The following is an 18893-nucleotide window of genomic DNA, read 5'->3' on the forward strand; positions in this document are numbered from 1 at the left end:
TGCCGCAGCAATGGCTTGCTGCGGCGCCAGTGACATCGACGTTTAACCGCCGAAGAAATCCTTGACCTTGTCCATAAACGACTTGGCGCGCGGATTGTGCTTGTCGGGCGCGCCCTGGCTGATTTCTTCAAATTCGCGCAGCAGTTCTTTCTGGCGGCCGGTGAGGTTCACCGGTGTTTCCAGCGCCACATGACACATCAGATCGCCATGCACCGAGCTGCGTACGCCTTTGATGCCCTTGCCGCGCAGCCGGAACACCTGGCCCGATTGCGTGCCCGCCGGAATGGTGATGCGCGCTTTTCCATCCAGCGTGGGGATTTCGATTTCGCCACCCAATGCGGCGGCAGTAATGCTGATCGGCATTTCGCAATGCAGATCATTGCCTTCACGCTCAAACACATTGTGTTGACGGATGTGGATAACCACATACAGATCGCCGTGCGGACCACCGTTAACGCCGGCTTCGCCTTCGCCCGACAAGCGAATGCGATCACCTTCGTCCACGCCAGCCGGAATCTTGACGGCCAGCGTCTTGTTGGTTTGCACGCGGCCGCTGCCGTGGCAGGTGCGGCACGGGTCCGGAATGTATTTGCCGCTGCCGTGGCAGGTGGGGCAAGTTTGCTGGATCGAGAAAAAGCCTTGCGATACGCGTACCTGGCCCTGGCCGCCACACGTGTGGCAAGTCTTGGCTTCCGTCCCCGGCTTGGCGCCGCTGCCATGGCAAGTGCCGCACTCGTCATGCGACGGAATCTTGATCTGACGCTCAACGCCGCGCGCGGCTTCTTCGAGCGTGATTTCCATGTTGTAGCGCAGATCGGCGCCACGATAGACGTTGCTACGCCCACCGCGTCCGCCGCCGCCTTGTTGGCCACCGAAGATATCGCCAAAGATGTCGGAGAAGGCATCGGCAAAACCGCCAAAGCCCGCACCACCCGCGCCCATACCGGCTTGCGGATCGACACCGGCGTGGCCGTACTGGTCATACGCCTGGCGCTTTTGCGGGTCCGACAGAATCTCGTAGGCTTCTTTGACTTCCTTGAACTTCTCTTCGGATTCTTTGTTATCCGGATTGCGATCGGGGTGGTACTTCATCGCCAGCTTGCGGAAAGCCTTCTTGATGTCGTCTTCCGAAGCGTCCCGATTTACGCCCAGCGCTTCGTAGAAATCTTTCTTTGCCATTCTTGGGTCTCGCTTAAACGAAAGGCACGGCCGCCATTAACCGGCGCCGTGCCTTGCTACAGGGCCAGAACGCCCGCTTACTTGTTGTCTTTGACTTCAGTGAATTCGGCGTCGACTACATTGCCGTCTTCTTTGGCGCCACCGGCTTGCGCACCGGCCGCACCTGCACCCGCAGCGCCTGCCGCCGCACCGGCGTCACCGCCTTGTGCCGCGTACATTTGCTCGGCCAGTTTGTGGCTGGCTTGCATCAGCGCGTTGGACTTGGCTTCAATCGCGTCCTTGTCGTCGCTGCCCAGTACTGCTTCCAGTTCTTTCAGGGCGGCTTCGATGCTGGTTTTTTCTTCAGCCGAAACCTTGTCGCCATAGTCGGTCAGCGATTTCTTGACCTGATGCACCAGCGCTTCGGCGCTGTTCCGTGCGTCGATCAGTTCGCGCGCCTTCTTGTCTTCCTCGGCGTGTGCTTCAGCATCTTTAACCATGCGCTGGATTTCGTCTTCCGACAGACCCGAGTTCGCCTTGATGGTGATCTTGTTTTCCTTGCCGGTGGCCTTGTCCTTGGCGCTCACATGCAGAATACCGTTGGCGTCGATATCGAACACCACTTCAATCTGCGGCGTGCCACGCGGTGCGGACGGAATGCCTTCCAGGTTGAACTGACCCAGGCTCTTGTTGGCGCTGGCCAGCTCGCGCTCACCTTGCAGCACGTGAATCGTAACCGCACTCTGGTTGTCGTCAGCGGTCGAGAACACTTGCGATGCCTTGGTCGGAATCGTGGTGTTCTTCTGGATCAGCTTGGTCATCACGCTACCCAGGGTTTCGATACCCAGGCTCAGCGGCGACACATCCAGCAGCAACACGTCTTTACGATCGCCCGACAGCACGGCGCCCTGAATGGCAGCACCCACGGCCACGGCTTCATCCGGGTTTACGTCACGACGCGGATCTTTGCCAAAGAACTCTTTAACGCGTTCCAGCACCTTCGGCATACGGGTCTGGCCGCCGACCATGATCACGTCGTCGATGTCGGTGACTTTCAGGCCGGCATCTTTCAGTGCCACGCGGCACGGCTCAATCGAGCGCTCGATCAGCTCGTCAACCAGGCTTTCGAACTTGGCGCGGGTGATTTTCAGCGTCAAGTGTTTCGGACCGGTCGCATCCATCGTGACATACGGCAGGTTCACTTCGGTCTGCGCGCTGCTCGACAGTTCGATCTTGGCTTTTTCGGCAGCTTCTTTCAGACGCTGCAGCGCCATCACGTCTTGCTTCAGGTTGATGCCGGTGTCCTTCTGGAACTCGGCAATGATGTAATCGATGATGCGTTGGTCGAAATCTTCACCGCCCAGGAACGTATCGCCGTTGGTGGCCAGCACTTCAAACTGCTTGTCGCCATCCACATCGGCAATTTCGATAATCGAAATATCGAACGTACCGCCGCCCAGGTCATACACGGCAATCTTGCGATCGCCCTTTTCGTTCTTGTCCAGACCAAACGCCAGCGCGGCGGCGGTCGGCTCGTTGATAATGCGCTTGACGTCAAGACCGGCGATGCGGCCTGCATCTTTGGTGGCCTGGCGTTGGCTGTCGTTAAAGTAGGCCGGTACCGTAATCACGGCTTCGGTCACTTCTTCGCCCAGATAATCTTCGGCGGTCTGCTTCATCTTGCGCAGCACGTCGGCCGAGATTTGCGGCGGGGCCATTTTGCGGCCGTGCACTTCCACCCATGCGTCGCCATTGTCGGCTTTAACGATGGAGTAAGGCATCAGGTCGATGTCTTTCTGCACTTCTTTTTCTTCAAACTTGCGGCCAATCAGACGCTTTACCGCGTACAGCGTGTTGCGCGGGTTGGTGACCGCCTGACGCTTGGCCGGTGCGCCGACCAACGTGTCGTCATTGTCCAGGTACGCAATGATCGACGGGGTGGTGCGAGCGCCTTCCGAGTTTTCGATAACCTTGGGTTGGCCGTTTTCAATCACAGCCACGCACGAGTTGGTCGTGCCCAGGTCGATACCAATCATTTTTGCCATAGTAATCAATCCTCTAACTATTGTTGCGCGGCAGAGCGTCCAACGGTCTGCACACTACTTGTTCATTAACCCTGGTGAGCAAGTGGGGATGTCATAGGGCTTTTCAAGAGAAACGATAGCGACGGACTATTTCCTGCTGTTTCCCCGCGCCCACGTCCCCACGGACGGGCTCAATGCGACTGCTTATTTGGGCGCAGCCACCACGACCATTGCCGGGCGGATCACGCGGCCGGACAACTCGTAGCCCTTCTGCATCACTTGCACCACGGTGTTGGCGTCCTGCTCGGACGGCACCACCGAGATGGCTTGATGCTTGTTCGGATCCAGCTTTTCACCCACCGGGTTGATTTCAGCCAGATCGAACTTTTCAAACGCAGCAATCAACTGCTTTTGCGTCAGATCGACGCCCAGCTTCAGATTTTCAACATTGCCCGATTGGTCCAGCAGGGCCATTTCGAGCGAATCCTTGACGGCGAGCAGTTCACGCGCAAAACGCTCGATTGCGAATTTGCGGGTCTTCTCATTGTCTTCGGCCGCACGGCGGCGAATGTTTTCTGCCTCGGCGCGGACATACAGTACGTCCGCACGGGCTTTTTCCAGCTCTGCCAGCAAGGCTTCCAGGTTGGCCTCAAGCTGTTGTTCGCCTTCGGCGGCAGCTTGCGGTTGTTGTTCTTCAGCGCCTTGCTCTTGCTGCAGATCTTCCTGGGGTTGGTTTTGATTCTCGGCCGACATTACTTACCTCCATTGCGATGCAAGCGAAGTGGGGATTCCCACACCCTTTTCAAGGGTATTGGGTGAGAACCACGCTGGCATGGACATCTCGCAGCCCGGCGGTGCTCGTCATGCTCATGGACATTGAGCCCACTCCGGTGACTGCGCTCCGGCGGTCTGCATGCTGCCCACACCCTCGTGGTTCCTGCACATTGCGGAAAAACCCCACTGCTTGCTCCAGGTCTGCGGCATTACGCAGCCCTTCATTGGAAAAAAATCGTCGCGCATTTTAGCGAGAAGCAGCATTGCGTTGCACCTGTGCGACACGCGGTGATTTCTCGAAATGCGGGCTAAACCGTGTTAGCCATCCCGTAAGCCCACCACGCATTTATTTGAAACCGCGCTGTAAGTGATTTCCCCGATATGTAGCATTTTTATTCCGACTACATTGTTTGCTGCAGCGCAATATCACTGCGCTCAACTTGCCCTGGAGAAATCCAGATCGGGCTTAAACGCCCATCTAGCCCATATTTAACGCGGGAGTACGCCATGACCACACGTGAACAACGCATTGCACAACTGGAACAGGAATGGCGGGAAAACCCGCGCTGGAAAGGCATTCAGCGCCCCTACACGGCCGCAGATGTTGAAAGACTGCGTGGCTCACTACAAGTGCAGCACACGTTCGCCCACACCGGCGCGACCAAGCTATGGAAACTGCTCCACGAAACACCGTATATCAATGCGCTGGGCGCATTGACCGGCAACCAGGCCATGCAACAAGTCAAAGCAGGCCTGAAAGCCATCTATCTATCCGGTTGGCAAGTCGCCGCAGACGCCAACCTGGGCAGCGAAATGTATCCGGACCAATCGCTGTACCCAGCGAATTCGGTGCCGCAAGTGGTGCGTCGCACCAACAACACGTTGCAACGCGCTGACCAGATTTCGCATTCCGAAGGCGACGACAGCCTGGACTGGTTTGCCCCGATCGTAGCCGATGCCGAAGCGGGCTTCGGCGGCGTGCTGAATGCTTTTGAACTGATGAAGGGCATGATCGAAGCCGGCGCGTCCGGCGTGCACTTTGAAGACCAGTTGGCCAGCGTTAAAAAATGCGGCCATATGGGCGGCAAAGTGCTGGTGCCGACGCGTGAAGCGGTCGAAAAACTGGTGGCTGCACGTCTGGCTGCCGATGTGATGGGCGTCCCCACCGTGCTGATCGCACGTACCGACGCGGAAGCCGCCGACTTGCTGACCAGCGACGTCGATGCCAACGATCAACCGTTCTGCACCGGCGAACGCACTCCGGAAGGCTTCTTCAAAACCAAAGCCGGCCTCGAACAAGCCATCAGCCGTGGCCTGGCCTACGCGCCGTACTGCGATCTGATCTGGTGCGAAACCGGCAAGCCGGATCTGGAATACGCGCGCAAGTTTGCTGAAGCCATCCACGCTAAATTTCCTGGCAAACTGCTGGCGTATAACTGCTCGCCGTCGTTTAACTGGAAGAAGAACCTGGACGACGCCACCATCGCCACCTTCCAGGCCGAGTTGGGCAAACTGGGTTATGCCTTCCAGTTCATCACCCTGGCGGGCTTCCATTCACTCAATTACGGCATGTTCAACCTGGCGCATGGCTACGCCCGCAGCGGGATGAGTGCGTTTGTTGAATTGCAGCAAGCCGAATTTGCCGCCGCCGACCGGGGCTTTACCGCGGTCAAGCATCAACGCGAAGTGGGTACCGGCTATTTTGACGCGGTCACCCAGACCATCCAGCAAGGTCAGTCCTCAACCACGGCGCTGAAGGGTTCGACTGAGGAAGAGCAGTTCCACTAAACAACAAGGCACGACCTGCGCAGTACCCGGAGCCCCGCAGCCGATATGCGGGGCTTTGTTTTTTGCGCTGCATCAAATCGCCGCGAAACCAGGAGGTATCTGATCTCGACCTGATCATTGTCATCGGAGAGCCAGTCATGGCCGACGTCAACATGGGGTATATGAAAGTCTACGACGCCTTCGCCACACGCGACGCCCGCTCGATGCTGCTGAAAGCGCGCCTGGTTGTGCATCTCACCCAGATTATCGAAAACCAGGGCCTCTCGCGTCGGCGCGCGGCCGAGTTGTTGGGCTTTAGTGAAGCACGCCTGAACAACATCCTGAAAGGGCAGTTTCGCAGCCTGAGCGAAATGCGCCTGCTCGATTGCCTGACCCAGTTGGGTTACGACGCCCAGATCGTGATCGAACCCGCGCCGCGCGATGTGGCGATCGGCAAGATTGACCTGGTGCTGCCTTAACCCCGCAACTCATCAAACGGCAGCGCCACATGTTCCGCGTAGCCGGGGCGTTGCAGCAGGCGTTGATACCAGGCATGGACATGTGGCAGTTCGGGCCGGGCGAAATCCAGATGCAGATAGCGATGTAACGAGGCGCCTGCGCCAAATTCGGCCAGCGACAGCTGCTGCCCGACCAGGTAAGGGCGCTCGGCCAGTTGTTGGTCGACAAACTGATAGATCTGATTAAGCCGTTCGATGGCCTTGGCCACGGCGGCTTCGTTACGTTGCGCGGCGGGCGTGCGATAAAAGCCGCCAAAGACCTCGACAAAGGCCGGTTGCAATGTGCTGAGCGACCAGTCCAGCCAGCTATCCGCCGCAGCCCGTTGTGCGGGCGCGGCGGGCCAGAAATCCGGTTGGCCAAAGGTAGCTGCCAGATAACGCAAGATGCTGTGGGATTCCCAGACGGCTACGTCGCCGTGCTGCAAGGCCGGTATACGGCCGTAGGGATTAAGCGCGCGATAGGCCGGGGTATCCAGCCCGCCAAATGGACCACCGACGTCAACGCGTTGGTAATCCACGCCCAGTTCTGCCAGCAACCACAACACGCGTTGCACATTGGACGAATTCTTGCGGCCCCACAGTTTGACTTGATCCGACATCCATTACCTCCGGCTGCGCTTTGTAGTGATTGCAATACCTTGAAACGGACTTGCGCAGTGTGGCCAATGCCCTGCGCGATTGATATATACAGATCGACCCAACGCGATCGGCACAGATCGCGCCAGCCGCATCAGACCACCGCGGCGTAACCGTGGGGACGCAGATGCAGCAGGGTCCAGCCCAGGATGCTGGAGATCAGCGCACACAGGCCGAAGGCTGTGGCGATGGCCATGCTGGTTTGCAGATGCAACACCTGATCCGTGACCAGGCGGCTGACGATGGCCAGCCCCAGATAAAAGTTGAACACCATGCCGACAAAAACGGGGCGGAACATCATGCCCCAGGTTAATAACGCATGCCGCCATGCCTCGCGCCAGAAATACACCAGACACAGCAACGACAAGGTACTGAATGTCGCCACATCGGCCAGCGCGCTACTGCTGCCCGCGCTGATGCCCAGCCGCATCAATTGCACTTTGATTACCACCGACACCACGCAGAACAGCAACACCGCTGGCACGATCACCGCTGCCAGCGTGGCCACGTAATGCGTATACGCCGGAACCCGCGTAACAACCTCACTCATTTGGCTTGCCTCGGAAAAGACAGCTCCCTGACTGACCCTCTGTGACCGGGGGTTAGTGGCGTGCAGCTTAATCCGCGTATTTGACGTTGATGTTGCCGTCTGGCTGTCTGACGGGGGCGGTGGCCACGGCAGGCGACGTGCGGCGCAACGACAGCGCTTTCATGCCCCGAAGTGGCGCAAATGAACGTTTGTTTCAGCCCCAGTAACCGGGGGCGGCGTAAGCGGCTTTCAGAAATTCGATAAAGTGGCGCACGCGTTGCGGCATGAACTTGCGTTGCGGCATTACCGCGTACACCGGGTATTCGGGCGAGGACCAGGCGTCCAGCACCGTCACCAGGCGGCCCTCGGTCAGATCGTCTTTCACCTCCCACAGCGAGCGCCACGCCAGGCCGTAGCCTTGCAGCGCCCATTCGTGCAACACCGCACCGTCATTGCATGCCAGCGTGCCGTTGACCTTCCAGTTAACCAGCGCGCCATTCACCTTGAACGTCCAGCCGCGCGCCTGGCTGGCGCCCAACGACAAACACTGAAAACGCGCCAGATCTTCGGGTGATTTGGGGATGCCGTGTTGCGCCAGGTAAGCGGGTGCCGCCACCACCACCCGCCGATTGTTGGCCAGCCGCACTGCCACCAGGGACGAATCCGCCAGATCGCTAATGCGAATAGCGCAATCGACGCGTTCGCTGCTGAGGTCGACCAGCCGGTCCGAGAGATCAAGCGTGACCGTCAGTTCGGGATGCTGCTGCTGGAAGTGCGCCAGATGGGGCGCGACGTGTTTGCGGCCAAAGCCCGCAGGCGCGCTGATCCGCAAATGCCCGCGCACGCGGCTGGCGCCCGAGGCGACGGCGGATTCGGCGTCTTCGAGTTCCGCCATGATGCGTTGCGCGTCTTCAAAAAACGCGCTGCCTTCTTGCGTGAGCGTCAGGCTGCGCGTGGTGCGCAACAACAGCCGCGTGCCCAGGCGCTCTTCCAGCGCGTCCAGCCGTCGCCCGATCACGGCGGGCACCAGATTCTGCTGGCGCGCCGCAGCGGACAGCGATCCGGCTTGCACGACGGCGACAAAGGTTTCCAATTGCTTGAGCACATCCACGCGGCATTACCTACCAAAAAGTAAAAGATGAAATGGCAATCCGGCGATATTTAGCCACTGCCGACGATATTAAACTGGCTCTCAATCGCCGTCGCGCCAAGCAGTTGCGCGATGACATTCCCACCACACCGCCAGGAACGCCAGCATGACCACCCTGCCCCAAGGCATTGCACTGCACGCCCCGCTGTCCGCTGAATTCGCCGAGATTTTGACGCCCGAAGCGCTGGCCTTGGTGGCCAGGCTGCATCGCGCTTTTGAAGGCCGTCGCCAGGAACTGCTGGCGCGCCGCGTGTTGCGCCAGCAAGAACTGGACGCGGGCAAGCGCCCGGATTTTCTGGCGGAAACCCGGGCCATCCGCGAAGGCGACTGGACCATCGCACCGCTGCCCGCGGATCTGGCCTGCCGCCGCGTCGAAATCACCGGCCCAGTGGAACGCAAGATGATCATCAACGCGCTGAATTCCGGCGCCGACAGTTATATGACTGACTTTGAAGATTCCAATACGCCTAATTGGGATAACCAGATTCAGGGCCAGATCAATTTAAAGGCGGCGGTGCGGCGCGAATTGGCGTTTCGCAACGAGGCGGGCAAGGAATACCGGCTTAACGACAAGATCGCCACGCTGATCGTGCGCCCACGCGGCTGGCATCTGGACGAAAAACACGTCACGGTGGATGGCCAACGCGTTTCGGGCGGTGTATTCGACTTTGCGCTGTTTCTGTTTCATAACGCCAAAGAACAACTGGCGCGCGGCACCGGCCCGTATTTTTATTTGCCGAAAATGGAATCGCATCTGGAAGCGCGTTTGTGGAACGATCTATTTGTGCTGGCGCAGCAGGAAATCGGCATTCCCCAAGGCACCATCAAAGCCACAGTGTTGGTTGAAACCATTCTGGCCGCGTTTGAGATGGACGAAATCCTGTATGAATTGCGCGAGCATTCGGCGGGCCTGAACGCGGGCCGCTGGGATTACATCTTTAGTTGCATCAAAAAGTTTAAAACCGACCAATCATTCTGCCTGGCCAATCGCGCGCAAATCACCATGAATGTGCCGTTTATGCGCGCCTATGCGCTCAACCTGGTCAAGACCTGCCACAAGCGCAATGCGCCAGCCATTGGCGGCATGAGCGCGCTGATTCCGATCAAGAATGATCCGCAAGCCAATGAGAAAGCGCTGGCGGCCGTGCGCGCCGATAAAACCCGCGATGCGGGCGATGGCTTTGATGGGGGTTGGGTGGCGCATCCGGGCCTGGTGGCGCTGGCGATGGAAGAATGGGTGAAGGTATTGGGCGATCGTCCCAACCAGATCGACAAGCAACGTCCCGATATAAATACCCAGGCGGCTGATCTGCTCAATTTCCAACCTGAGCAACCGATCACCGAAGCGGGCCTGCGCATGAATATCGACGTGGGCATCCAGTATCTGGGCTCGTGGCTGGCAGGCAATGGCTGCGTGCCGATCCACAACCTGATGGAAGACGCCGCCACCGCCGAAATCAGCCGCAGCCAGGTGTGGCAATGGATCCGCTCGGACAAGGGCGTGCTGGACGATGGCCGCAAGGTCAGCGCCGACATGGTGCGCGCGATGATCCCGCCCGTGCTGGAGGCCATCCGCGCTGAACACGGCGACGCAGTATTCCAGCGCACGCCGTATGCGCGCGCCGCACAAATCTTTGAAGCAATGAGCACCAGCGATGAATTCGCCGAATTTTTGACGCTGCCGCTGTACGAGGAAATCTGATTACGCGTGTGATGGCGAAGGCGATTAAAAACGGGATGCCGCAATGCATCCCGTTTTTTTATTTAGCGGGCAAATGCCAGCTTGAACCGACTGGTCAAATGGCAGATGTCTGACTCTGCTATGCGAACGGCATTGTTTACACAGGCATTGTGCGCCGGTTAACGTGCCCATATATGTCACCGGGTAACAGAGTGTGAAAACGTGAATATTATGTCAGCGGCGTAAAGCATGATGCGTTTTAATGCCCTGTGCATTCCACTAAAGGGGGATAAAACCATGAAAGCCCAATTCGCTGTTATTGCTACATTGATTGCCGCTTCTGCCAGCGGTGTATTTGCCGAATCGTATCCGGATACCGCACGCGTGGTCAGCTCCACCGCCATCGTGCAACGCGTTAACGTGCCACGTCAGGAATGCTGGACCGAAACCCAGCAAGTGCAAACCCAGTCCAGCGGCGGCAATGGCATCGCCGGTTCCATCATCGGCGGCGTGGCGGGTGGTTTGCTGGGCCATCAGGTCGGCGGCGGTCGCGGTAATACCGCTGCCACCGTGGCTGGCGCAATTGGCGGCGCAATGCTGGGCGATAAGGTCGCCACCAGCGGCCAACAAGGCGAAGTGCAACAACAAGAAATCCGTAAATGTCGCAATGTTGAACAATGGCAAGATCAGGTCACCGGTTATCAAGTGACTTATGAATACAAAGGCCACACCTTTGTAACGCAATTGCCGCAACAACCGGGCGACAAGCTGCCGGTTTCGGTGAATGTTTCGCCGCGTTAATACTGCGTAATCGCCGGTGCAAGGATGACGTAACGCCTTGCACTTGCTACGCTGCTGAAGGGTCGCCCCATGGCGGCCCTTTTCGTTTGCCGCAGGAGCCATCGATGACCGCAACAACCCTCTGGCTGATCCGCCACGGTGAAACCGCCTGGAACGCCATCGGCCGCATGCAGGGCCATACCGATATTCCCTTGAATGAAACCGGGCTGGAGCAAGCCGACCTGTTGGGGCGCCAGCTTCAAAAAGACAACGCGCAAGCGCATTTTGCGGCGCTCTACGTCAGCGATCTGGCTCGTGCGCGTCAGACGGCGCAGCCAGGCAGTCATGCCATCGGCCTGGCGATGGAACTCGACCCGCAATTACGCGAACGCAATTACGGCATCTATGAAGGCCTGACGCGCGAGCAGATTGCCGAGCAATATCCGGAAGGCTTTGCGCATATCAAAGCGCGCACGCCAGATTATCAAATTCCCGAAGGCGAAAGCCTGGTGCAGTTCTCCGCGCGCACGCTGGATGTACTCGGCCGCCTGGCCAACAAACATCCGGATCAACAGATTCTGGTGGTGGCGCACGGTGGCATTCTGGATTGCGCCTATCGCGCCGCCACCGGCATCGGCCTGGAAGTGCCGCGCGGCCATGCCTTGCTGAACGCCAGCATCAACCGTTTAAGCTTTGAAGATGGCCATTTCCGTTTGCTGAGCTGGGGCGATGTAGCCCATCTGGACCCGGGCATTCTGGAATAAGCCATGTGACATGCGCGCGCCCTGCCTGATCAGGCGCGCAAAAAAACCCCGCCGTAGCGGGGTTTTTTACGTCGAAGCACAAGCAGAACGCTCAAGCGCCCAGTTGGGCAAAGATGCTGTCGCGCACAACATTTACGTCGCCCACGCCATTTACCTTGATGTATTTCGGCGCTTTGGCGTCGCCACTGGCGGCCAGTTTGCCGTAGTAGCCCAGCAGTACTTCGGTTTGCTCGTGATACACGTCCAGGCGTTTCTTGACGGTTTCTTCTTTGTCGTCTTCACGCTGGATCAGCGCTTCGCCGGTTTCGTCGTCCTGACCTTCCACCTTGGGCGGGTTGAACTTGACGTGATAGGTGCGGCCCGACGCCACATGCACGCGGCGGCCCGCCATGCGCTCGATAATGCTGGAATCCGGCACATCGATTTCGACCACGTAATCGATATCCACGCCTGCTTCTTTCATCGCTTCCGCTTGCGGAATGGTGCGCGGAAAACCGTCAAACAGAAAACCATTGGCACAGTCCGCCTCGGTAATCCGTTCCTTAACCAGACCGATAATGATGTCGTCGCGCACCAGGCCGCCCGCATCCATGATGGACTTGGCTTCAAGGCCCAGCGGCGTGCCGGCTTTAACGGCGGCGCGCAGCATATCGCCGGTAGAAATTTGCGGGATATTGAATTTTTCTTTGATAAAAGTGGCTTGGGTGCCCTTACCAGCGCCCGGAGCGCCAAGCAGAATCAATCGCATCGTGTATTCCCTGTTTGTAAGTGGATTATCTGGTTCAGATCAGACCTCGCGCGCTGCCCTGTCGTGATCGCGTGCGGGCGGGATCGTGCCAGTGGCCGATCCGCAAAGCGGAAGTCTGAAGCGGCAAAGTCGTTGGCCTACGCGTATAGCGCGCGGACCCGTTCCAGGTCTTCGAGGGTATCGACACCGGGGGCCGGTGCGTGCGGTGCAACATGCACGCCGATGGCGTAACCATGCCATAGCACGCGTAATTGTTCCAGCGACTCCCAATGCTCCAGCGGCGATGGAGCCAACTGGTTGTAAATACGCAAGAAACCGGCGCGATATCCGTACAAACCGATATGGCGCAGTGGCAAAAAATCATCCGGCAACGCATTGCGGCTCTGCGCAAAAGCATCGCGCGCCCACGAAATCGGTGCCCGGCTGAAGTAGAGCGCGCGCTGGTTTTTATCCAGCACGACCTTCACCACATTCGGGTTGAAAAAATCTTGCGGATCGGTGAGCGGATGGCACGCGGTGGCCATCGGCAAGCTCTGGTCGTCGCGCAACAAGGCGGCCACATCGTCCAGCAACGCCGGTTCGATCAGCGGCTCGTCGCCTTGCACGTTGATCACGATGGTGTCGTCGGGCAGTTGCAGGATATCGGCGGCCTCAGCCAATCGATCGGTGCCCGAAGGATGATCAGCGCGCGTCATGATGGCTTCGTGGCCAGCGGCTTTAACGGCTTCCAGAATGCGGATATCGTCGGTGGCCACCACGGCGCGGCTGGCGCCCGCCTGGGCCACGCGCTCGGCCACGCGCACGATCATTGGTTTGCCCGCGATATCGGCCAGCGGTTTGTCCGGCAGCCGTGTCGAGCGCATGCGCGCCGGAATCAGGGCCACATAACTCACGCGCGGACTTCCTCATCAGCGGGCAGTTCGCGCGCTTCGCTTTCCAGCATGGTGGGGATGCCGTCGCGGATCGGATAAGCCAGGCGGTCGCCCTTGCAGATCAGTTCCAGCCGGTTTTTGTCATAGACCAGCGGGCCTTTGCACAGCGGGCAAACCAGAATTTCAAGCAGTTTGGCGTCCATTATTGACCTCGTCGATTCGTGCCGTGAGCCAGTCGATCAGACCGGCATCGACCTGTGCGTGCACAGGCAAAACCCGGATTCTAGCATCGACCGCCGCAATTCCGGGCAGTGCCGCGAGTTTGACCGCATCTTTGGCGGTCACCAGAATCAGCCCGTCAGCGGGCAGATCGGACAACTGATAGTTGTGATGGTCTGGCATTGCATGAGGCGTAAAGCGCAAACCCAATCCCAACAACGTGGCAAAAAACCGTGCCGGATTGCCGATGCCGCACACCGCGTGCAGGGGCCCGGACGCCGCCATCTCGGCCGCGCTAAACGTTCGCGTGGGCTGGCTTAGCGCCTGAAACGCCCCCGGCTGCAGTTGCATGCCATAACTGCGTGCATGCCAGCCCGCGCCCGCGCCACCGTTGACCACCACCGCACCCACTTCCGCCAGACGCTGGCGGTTTTCACGCAAGGGGCCCGCCGGCAAAAGCCAGCCATTACCCAGGCCGCGCGCCGCGTCGATCACGCACAATTCCACATCGCGTTGCAGCGCGTAATGCTGCAGACCGTCGTCGCATAACAACACATTGACTTCGGGATGCGCCGCCAGCAACGCCTTGCCCGCATCGGCGCGACGACGCGCCACAAACACCGGCACGCCGCTGCCTTGCGCCATCAGCACCGGCTCATCGCCCACTTCGGCGGGGTTGCTATAGGGATCAACCGCCGTGGGCACGGTGGCGCTACCGCCGTAGCCGCGGCTGATAATGCCGGGCCGGTAGCCGCTGTCGCGTAATTGCTGCGCCAAAAACAGCGTCAGCGGCGTTTTGCCACTGCCGCCCACGCTGACATTCCCCACCACCACCGTCGCCACCGGCAAGCGCGTGCTGCCCATCAAGCCGCTGCGATACAGGCGACGGCGCAGCGCTGTGATGGCGGCGTACAGCAAAGCCAGCGGCACAAAAAGTAAAACCCAGCCAGACAGGCCGGGTTTGTACCATGCACGCTGTAACCGATCGGCAAAACCGGTCTGGCGTTTTTCTTCGATCATGCCGCGCTTACTTGCCGGTCTGGCTTTGCGTTGCGAAGGTCAGCTTGCCATAGCCTGCCAACCGCGCCGCTTCCATCACATTGACCACGCTTTGATGCGTCGACTGCGCATCGGCATCAATCACCACCATCGGATCGGCATTGCCACCGGCGGCCTTGCGCAGTTGCAGCGCAAAGTCATCCACCGTGGTAAAGCCGGTCAGTTGGTTGTTGATGCTGTACTGGCCGTTGGCCGCCACCGCCACATTAATGCTCTGCGGCTGGCTGTCGGCGGGCTTTTCAGCATTGGCGGTCGGCAGGTTGATCTTGAGTTCGGCAAACTTCGAATACGTAGTCGTTGCCATTACAAAAATCAAAATCACCAGCATGACGTCGATCAACGGAACAAAGTTGATCTCGGGCTCTTCGCGCCGTTGTCTTTTACGGAAATTCATACCTGGGCTCCTGGCCGCTTATTTGCCCAAGTCGCGAGCGCCGTGCACTACTTCCACCAGTTTGATGGCTTGTTGTTCCATCTCAACCAGATAGCCATCCACGCGGGTGCGGAAATAGCGATAGAACATCAGGCTGGGCACGGCCACCATAATGCCGCAGGCGGTGTTGTACAGCGCCACCGAAATACCATGCGCCAGTGCGGCCGGGTTGGAACCGCTGGCGGGCGATTGCGCGCCAAAGATTTCGATCATGCCGATGACGGTGCCAAACAGGCCCAGCAGCGGGGTGATGGCGGCGATGGTGCCTAGCGCCGACAAATAACGTTCCAGTTCGTGCGTGACCACGCTGCCGACTTCTTCAATCGACTCTTTCATGATTTCACGCGAGCTTTTCACGTTTTTCAGGCCAGCGGCCAGCACCTTGCCCAGCGGCGAGGTCGCGCTGACGCGCGAGATCATGTCGGCGTTAACGCCATTAGCGCGGTATTCCTGCACCGTTTTAGCCAGCAGGCCTTCGGGCAGCACCAGCGATTTACGCAGGCTCAGCAGGCGTTCGATGATGATGGTCAATGCCACGATCGAAGCAATAATGATCAAGTAGATCGGCCAGCCAGCGGCCTGAATGATCTCGAGCATAAATATCCCTGTGTGTGCGGCTGGAAACCGGCACGTTTTCCTGTTTGTGCAGAAGGACCAGCGTTGCGCTGCAGCCCGCTACAATGCGGGGTTCAGGCGGCGCTGGATGAAGTCGCGTAACTTTAGCCGGAATGACTGTGGGCGTGAAGCGCTGAATCGCTGCACGGACGTCAGACAAATACGGACGGACTGATGGCAAAGATACTGGACGGGTAACGGCGTCGGCACCGAGTCCGTTGACGGGCAGTTAGTTCCAGTTACTGACAACATATGTAGGACAAACGGTAACTGCCCGCCCTGTCGGGGTTTTTTTGCCTTACCCACATATCTTGTGGATAACTTTGTTAACAAGCTGCGCCAGCGCGCCCCGATTGCCCGCAAATACTGGCTTCGGGTCGAATTGCCTGCAAATTAAGCATTCGCAAGAACTGTTTAAAATCAATAGCTTGCGCAATTTATGTGAACTACAACCCGCAATCAGGCCGCCAAGCCTTGATCGGCTTGGGTTTTGTGGATTATTCGGAGAATTCCAGGCGTGTTACGCAATTTGTCAAGTCTCTCAAATGTTGTAGTGACGGTCACCGAGTTGAACCGCACCGTACGGGAATTACTGGAAGGTTCCTTACCGGTGTTGTGGGTGAGTGGGGAAATCTCCGGTTTCAAGCGCTACGGATCCGGCCATTGTTACTTCAGCCTGAAAGACGCCAATGCTCAGGTGCGCTGCGTGATGTTCCGAAACCGCGCGGCATTAATCGATTTTGAGCCGCGCGAAGGCATGCATGTAGAACTGCGCGCGGTGGTGTCGTTGTATGAAGCGCGCGGCGACTTTCAGCTGACCGTCGAAGCCATGCGTCCGGCGGGCCTGGGCGCCTTGTTTGAGGCGTTTGAAAAGCTGAAGGCCAAGCTGCAAGCGGAAGGCCTGTTTGCCGCCGAACGCAAACGCGCCCTGCCCACGTTTCCGCGCGCGATCGGCATCGTCACTTCGCCGCGCGCCGCCGCCTTGCGCGACGTGTTGACCACGCTGGGACGCCGCATGCCGGGGCTGCCCGTCATCCTGTATCCGTGCCCGGTGCAAGGCGCGGCCGCTGCGGGCGAGATTGTCGCCGCCATCCAGCGCGCCAGTTCGCGCGCCGAAGTCGATACGCTGATCGTGTGCCGCGGCGGCGGCTCGATCGAGGATTTGTGGTCGTTTAACGAAGAGGCCGTGGCGCGCGCCATTGCTGCCTGCAGCATGCCGGTGATTAGCGGTGTAGGCCACGAAACCGACTTTACCATCGCCGATTTTGTCGCCGACTTGCGCGCCCCCACGCCCACCGCTGCGGCCGAACTGGCCAGCCCCGATCGCAACCAGTGGCTTAACCAGTTGCAACAGCAACGCCGCCATCTGGAGCGCAGTTTTGAGCGCTTGCTGCAAATGCGCATGCAACGGCTGGACAGTCTGGCGCGCCGTTTGCGCCATCCGGGCGAAGCGCTGGAACGACAGCGCGAGCGGCTGTTTACGCTGGCGCAGCGTTTAAGCGCCGCGCCCACCCGCTTGATCGAACGCCGCCAGGGCCAGCTGGCGCAAGCAAAACTGCGGCTGGCGCATGCGCGCATCGATCACGGCTATTGGCAAAACCAGCTCAGCCATCGGCAGCAACGTTTGCAACGCGCGCTGGACCGCACGCTGGAACAACGCCAGGCGCGTCTGCACAACCTGGCGTCGCGCCTGGCCGCGCTCAACCCCACTGCGGTGCTGGCGCGCGGTTATGCGCTAGTGGAAAAAACCGACGGCGCCGTCATCCAGCAAGCGGCGCAATTGCATGCGGGCGATCGTATCCGCGTGCGTTTTGCCGACGATGCAGTCGAAGCCGCTGTCACCAGCAAACCGGCACAGCAGCAAGATCTGTTCTAGAACGTCAGTCATACATTTAAAACGGCCGCGCGCGCTGTGCTGGCGCAGCACGGCCGTTACTGCGCCTTGTTGCCACGCGGGCCGCGTCGCATAGTCAGCGCCATTCTGATTGGACACCCACCGCATGACCCCAGACCGCCTATGGACCGCGCAAGCGATCCAGACCATCGAAGCCGACTACACCCGTTCCGCCGACACCCATTTGATTCCGCTGCGGCTGGCGGGCTTTGTGGATATCAACTTTTATCTGAAAGATGAATCCAGCCATCCCACTGGCAGCTTGAAACATCGCCTGGCGCGCTCGCTGTTTTTGTATGCGCTGGCCAATGGCTGGCTGCACGCGGGGCGGCCGGTGGTGGAAGCCTCCAGCGGCTCCACGGCGGTGTCGGAAGCCTATTTCGCGCGACTGCTCGGTCTGCCGTTTATTGCGGTGATGCCTGCCACCACCAGCCCCGAGAAAATCGCCGCCATCCAGTTTCATGGCGGCCAGTGCCATCTGGTGGCCGATCCGACCCAGTTGATTGCCGAATCGCAACGGCTGGCCGCCAGCAGTGGCGGCCATTTTATGGACCAGTTTACTTATGCCGAACGCGCCACCGACTGGCGCGCCAACAACAATATCGCTGAGTCGATTTTTGGCCAGCTCAAACTCGAGCGCTATCCCGAGCCCAGCTGGATTGTGGCCAGTTGCGGCACCGGCGGCACGTCGGCCACGCTGGGCCGCTATGTGCGCTATCGCCGCCACGCCACCCGCATCGCCTGCGCCGACCCCGACAATTCGGTGTTCTTTGATGCGTTTGTCACCGGCCAGCGCGATCTGACGCTCACGTCGGGTTCGCGCATCGAAGGCATCGGCCGCCCGCGCGTGGAGGCGTCGTTTGTGCCCAGCGTGATCGACAGCATGTTTCAGGTGCCCGACGAGATGTCGATTGCCGCCACGCGCTGGCTGGCGCATGCGCTAGGGCGCAAACCGGGCGGCTCCACCGGCTGCCAGTTTGTGGCGGTGCTGGCGCTGGCGTGCCAGATGCAGGCGCGCGGCGAGCGCGGCTCGATCGTCACTTTGCTGTGCGATGGCGGCGAGCGGTATGCGCATTCCTATTACAACGACGCCTGGCTGAGCGCGCATCGCTACGATATCGCGCCCGCATTGGCCGCCATCGACGCCACCTGCCGCACCGGCGCGGCCCTGCCCGACTTGCTGGCGCGCCACGACCACGTGTAACCGCCGACGCGCAGCACGGCGCAACGCGGCTCGCCGCGGAATCCGCCACCGGTCATTCCGCTGGTTTT

19 protein-coding genes are annotated in these 18893 nt (G+C 59.4%); 7 read left to right on the forward strand and 12 right to left on the reverse strand.

Annotation, left to right across the window (positions count from 1 at the left end; translation table 11 throughout):
* Positions 1-42 precede the first annotated feature (42 nt).
* From dnaJ to grpE, 3 genes are all read right to left on the reverse strand, one after another.
* Entirely contained in the window at positions 43-1179 is a 1137-nt protein-coding gene (gene dnaJ, locus WG78_RS21455; RefSeq protein WP_053939892.1) for a molecular chaperone DnaJ, read from the reverse strand.
* A gap of 77 nt (positions 1180-1256) precedes the next feature.
* Positions 1257-3203 carry a molecular chaperone DnaK gene (gene dnaK, locus WG78_RS21460; protein WP_053939893.1) on the reverse strand — a complete coding sequence of 649 codons (1947 nt, stop codon included), beginning with the start codon at positions 3201-3203 and terminating at the stop codon, positions 1257-1259.
* A 183-nt stretch (positions 3204-3386) separates the two neighbouring features.
* On the reverse strand, positions 3387-3935 hold the full coding sequence (gene grpE, locus WG78_RS21465) for a nucleotide exchange factor GrpE (protein ID WP_053939894.1): 549 nt from the start codon (positions 3933-3935) through the stop codon (positions 3387-3389).
* Positions 3936-4463: 528 nt separating this feature from the next.
* On the opposite strand from grpE, the gene aceA reads away from it, so the two are divergent.
* Both aceA and WG78_RS21475 read left to right on the forward strand, forming a co-directional pair.
* On the forward strand, positions 4464-5744 hold the full coding sequence (gene aceA / locus WG78_RS21470; RefSeq protein ID WP_053939895.1) for an isocitrate lyase: 1281 nt from the start codon (positions 4464-4466) through the stop codon (positions 5742-5744).
* A 137-nt stretch (positions 5745-5881) separates the two neighbouring features.
* A complete protein-coding gene (locus WG78_RS21475; RefSeq protein ID WP_053939896.1) occupies positions 5882-6202 on the forward strand; it encodes a helix-turn-helix domain-containing protein in 321 nt (106 codons plus the stop codon).
* On the opposite strand, the gene WG78_RS21480 is transcribed toward WG78_RS21475, so the two are convergent.
* From WG78_RS21480 to WG78_RS21490, 3 genes are all read right to left on the reverse strand, one after another.
* The gene (locus tag WG78_RS21480) at positions 6199-6840 is read right to left on the reverse strand and encodes a glutathione S-transferase family protein (protein ID WP_053939897.1); all 642 of its coding nucleotides are present in this window, start codon (positions 6838-6840) and stop codon (positions 6199-6201) included. The genes WG78_RS21475 and WG78_RS21480 overlap by 4 nt on opposite strands.
* Positions 6841-6971: 131 nt before the next feature.
* Positions 6972-7427 (reverse strand): hypothetical protein, encoded by a 456-nt coding sequence (locus WG78_RS21485; protein ID WP_053939898.1) that lies wholly within the window; start codon positions 7425-7427, stop codon positions 6972-6974.
* Between the two features lie 193 nt (positions 7428-7620).
* Positions 7621-8511, reverse strand: coding sequence for a LysR family transcriptional regulator (locus tag WG78_RS21490; protein WP_373278998.1), 891 nt, complete (start codon positions 8509-8511; stop codon positions 7621-7623).
* Positions 8512-8662: 151 nt separating this feature from the next.
* Between WG78_RS21490 and aceB the strand changes: the two genes are divergently transcribed.
* The 3 genes from aceB (at position 8663) to WG78_RS21505 (ending at position 11781) form a co-directional block, all read left to right on the forward strand.
* On the forward strand, positions 8663-10258 hold the full coding sequence (gene aceB, locus WG78_RS21495; protein ID WP_053939900.1) for a malate synthase A: 1596 nt from the start codon (positions 8663-8665) through the stop codon (positions 10256-10258).
* 276 nt (positions 10259-10534) lie between these two features.
* Positions 10535-11038 carry a glycine zipper 2TM domain-containing protein gene (locus WG78_RS21500; RefSeq protein ID WP_053939901.1) on the forward strand — a complete coding sequence of 168 codons (504 nt, stop codon included), beginning with the start codon at positions 10535-10537 and terminating at the stop codon, positions 11036-11038.
* 104 nt (positions 11039-11142) lie between these two features.
* Positions 11143-11781: a histidine phosphatase family protein gene (locus tag WG78_RS21505; protein WP_053939902.1), complete on the forward strand. Its 639-nt coding sequence runs from the start codon at positions 11143-11145 to the stop codon at positions 11779-11781.
* 91 nt (positions 11782-11872) lie between these two features.
* Here the strand turns inward: WG78_RS21505 and adk are convergent, their stop codons facing one another.
* The 6 genes from adk to WG78_RS21535 form a co-directional block, all read right to left on the reverse strand.
* The gene (gene adk / locus WG78_RS21510) at positions 11873-12529 is read right to left on the reverse strand and encodes an adenylate kinase (RefSeq protein ID WP_053939903.1); all 657 of its coding nucleotides are present in this window, start codon (positions 12527-12529) and stop codon (positions 11873-11875) included.
* 137 nt (positions 12530-12666) lie between these two features.
* A complete protein-coding gene (gene kdsB / locus WG78_RS21515; protein ID WP_053939904.1) occupies positions 12667-13422 on the reverse strand; it encodes a 3-deoxy-manno-octulosonate cytidylyltransferase in 756 nt (251 codons plus the stop codon).
* Complete coding sequence (locus tag WG78_RS21520) at positions 13419-13604, reverse strand: Trm112 family protein (RefSeq protein WP_053939905.1); 186 nt, start codon at positions 13602-13604, stop codon at positions 13419-13421. Before WG78_RS21520 ends, kdsB begins: the two co-directional genes overlap by 4 nt.
* Positions 13585-14640 carry a tetraacyldisaccharide 4'-kinase gene (gene lpxK, locus WG78_RS21525; protein ID WP_053939906.1) on the reverse strand — a complete coding sequence of 352 codons (1056 nt, stop codon included), beginning with the start codon at positions 14638-14640 and terminating at the stop codon, positions 13585-13587. The genes WG78_RS21520 and lpxK overlap by 20 nt, the downstream gene beginning before the upstream one ends.
* 7 nt (positions 14641-14647) lie before the next feature.
* Positions 14648-15073, reverse strand: coding sequence for an ExbD/TolR family protein (locus WG78_RS21530; RefSeq protein ID WP_053939907.1), 426 nt, complete (start codon positions 15071-15073; stop codon positions 14648-14650).
* A gap of 18 nt (positions 15074-15091) precedes the next feature.
* Positions 15092-15709 (reverse strand): MotA/TolQ/ExbB proton channel family protein, encoded by a 618-nt coding sequence (locus WG78_RS21535; protein ID WP_053939908.1) that lies wholly within the window; start codon positions 15707-15709, stop codon positions 15092-15094.
* Between the two features lie 535 nt (positions 15710-16244).
* Here WG78_RS21535 and xseA point away from each other — a divergent pair.
* The gene (gene xseA, locus WG78_RS21540) at positions 16245-17603 is read left to right on the forward strand and encodes an exodeoxyribonuclease VII large subunit (protein WP_152969346.1); all 1359 of its coding nucleotides are present in this window, start codon (positions 16245-16247) and stop codon (positions 17601-17603) included.
* A 124-nt stretch (positions 17604-17727) separates the two neighbouring features.
* Positions 17728-18825 (forward strand): PLP-dependent cysteine synthase family protein, encoded by a 1098-nt coding sequence (locus WG78_RS21545; RefSeq protein WP_053939909.1) that lies wholly within the window; start codon positions 17728-17730, stop codon positions 18823-18825.
* Positions 18826-18893: the final 68 nt, after the last annotated feature.

The sequence above is a fragment of the Amantichitinum ursilacus genome (assembly GCF_001294205.1).
In the GTDB taxonomy this organism is placed as follows: domain Bacteria; phylum Pseudomonadota; class Gammaproteobacteria; order Burkholderiales; family Chitinibacteraceae; genus Amantichitinum; species Amantichitinum ursilacus.

What these genes read in the sequence shown, in the direction of transcription:
- WG78_RS21475 (WP_053939896.1), top strand. Translation starts at nt 5,882, where the DNA reads ATGGCCGACGTCAACATGGGGTATATGAAAGTCTACGACGCCTTCGCC.
- dnaK (WP_053939893.1), bottom strand. Translation starts at nt 3,203, where the DNA reads ATGGCAAAAATGATTGGTATCGACCTGGGCACGACCAACTCGTGCGTG.
- WG78_RS21520 (WP_053939905.1), bottom strand. Translation starts at nt 13,604, where the DNA reads ATGGACGCCAAACTGCTTGAAATTCTGGTTTGCCCGCTGTGCAAAGGC.
- lpxK (WP_053939906.1), bottom strand. Translation starts at nt 14,640, where the DNA reads ATGATCGAAGAAAAACGCCAGACCGGTTTTGCCGATCGGTTACAGCGT.
- WG78_RS21480 (WP_053939897.1), bottom strand. Translation starts at nt 6,840, where the DNA reads ATGTCGGATCAAGTCAAACTGTGGGGCCGCAAGAATTCGTCCAATGTG.
- WG78_RS21545 (WP_053939909.1), top strand. Translation starts at nt 17,728, where the DNA reads ATGACCCCAGACCGCCTATGGACCGCGCAAGCGATCCAGACCATCGAA.
- dnaJ (WP_053939892.1), bottom strand. Translation starts at nt 1,179, where the DNA reads ATGGCAAAGAAAGATTTCTACGAAGCGCTGGGCGTAAATCGGGACGCT.
- WG78_RS21500 (WP_053939901.1), top strand. Translation starts at nt 10,535, where the DNA reads ATGAAAGCCCAATTCGCTGTTATTGCTACATTGATTGCCGCTTCTGCC.
- WG78_RS21535 (WP_053939908.1), bottom strand. Translation starts at nt 15,709, where the DNA reads ATGCTCGAGATCATTCAGGCCGCTGGCTGGCCGATCTACTTGATCATT.
- grpE (WP_053939894.1), bottom strand. Translation starts at nt 3,935, where the DNA reads ATGTCGGCCGAGAATCAAAACCAACCCCAGGAAGATCTGCAGCAAGAG.
- WG78_RS21530 (WP_053939907.1), bottom strand. Translation starts at nt 15,073, where the DNA reads ATGAATTTCCGTAAAAGACAACGGCGCGAAGAGCCCGAGATCAACTTT.
- aceA (WP_053939895.1), top strand. Translation starts at nt 4,464, where the DNA reads ATGACCACACGTGAACAACGCATTGCACAACTGGAACAGGAATGGCGG.
- WG78_RS21485 (WP_053939898.1), bottom strand. Translation starts at nt 7,427, where the DNA reads ATGAGTGAGGTTGTTACGCGGGTTCCGGCGTATACGCATTACGTGGCC.
- adk (WP_053939903.1), bottom strand. Translation starts at nt 12,529, where the DNA reads ATGCGATTGATTCTGCTTGGCGCTCCGGGCGCTGGTAAGGGCACCCAA.
- WG78_RS21505 (WP_053939902.1), top strand. Translation starts at nt 11,143, where the DNA reads ATGACCGCAACAACCCTCTGGCTGATCCGCCACGGTGAAACCGCCTGG.
- aceB (WP_053939900.1), top strand. Translation starts at nt 8,663, where the DNA reads ATGACCACCCTGCCCCAAGGCATTGCACTGCACGCCCCGCTGTCCGCT.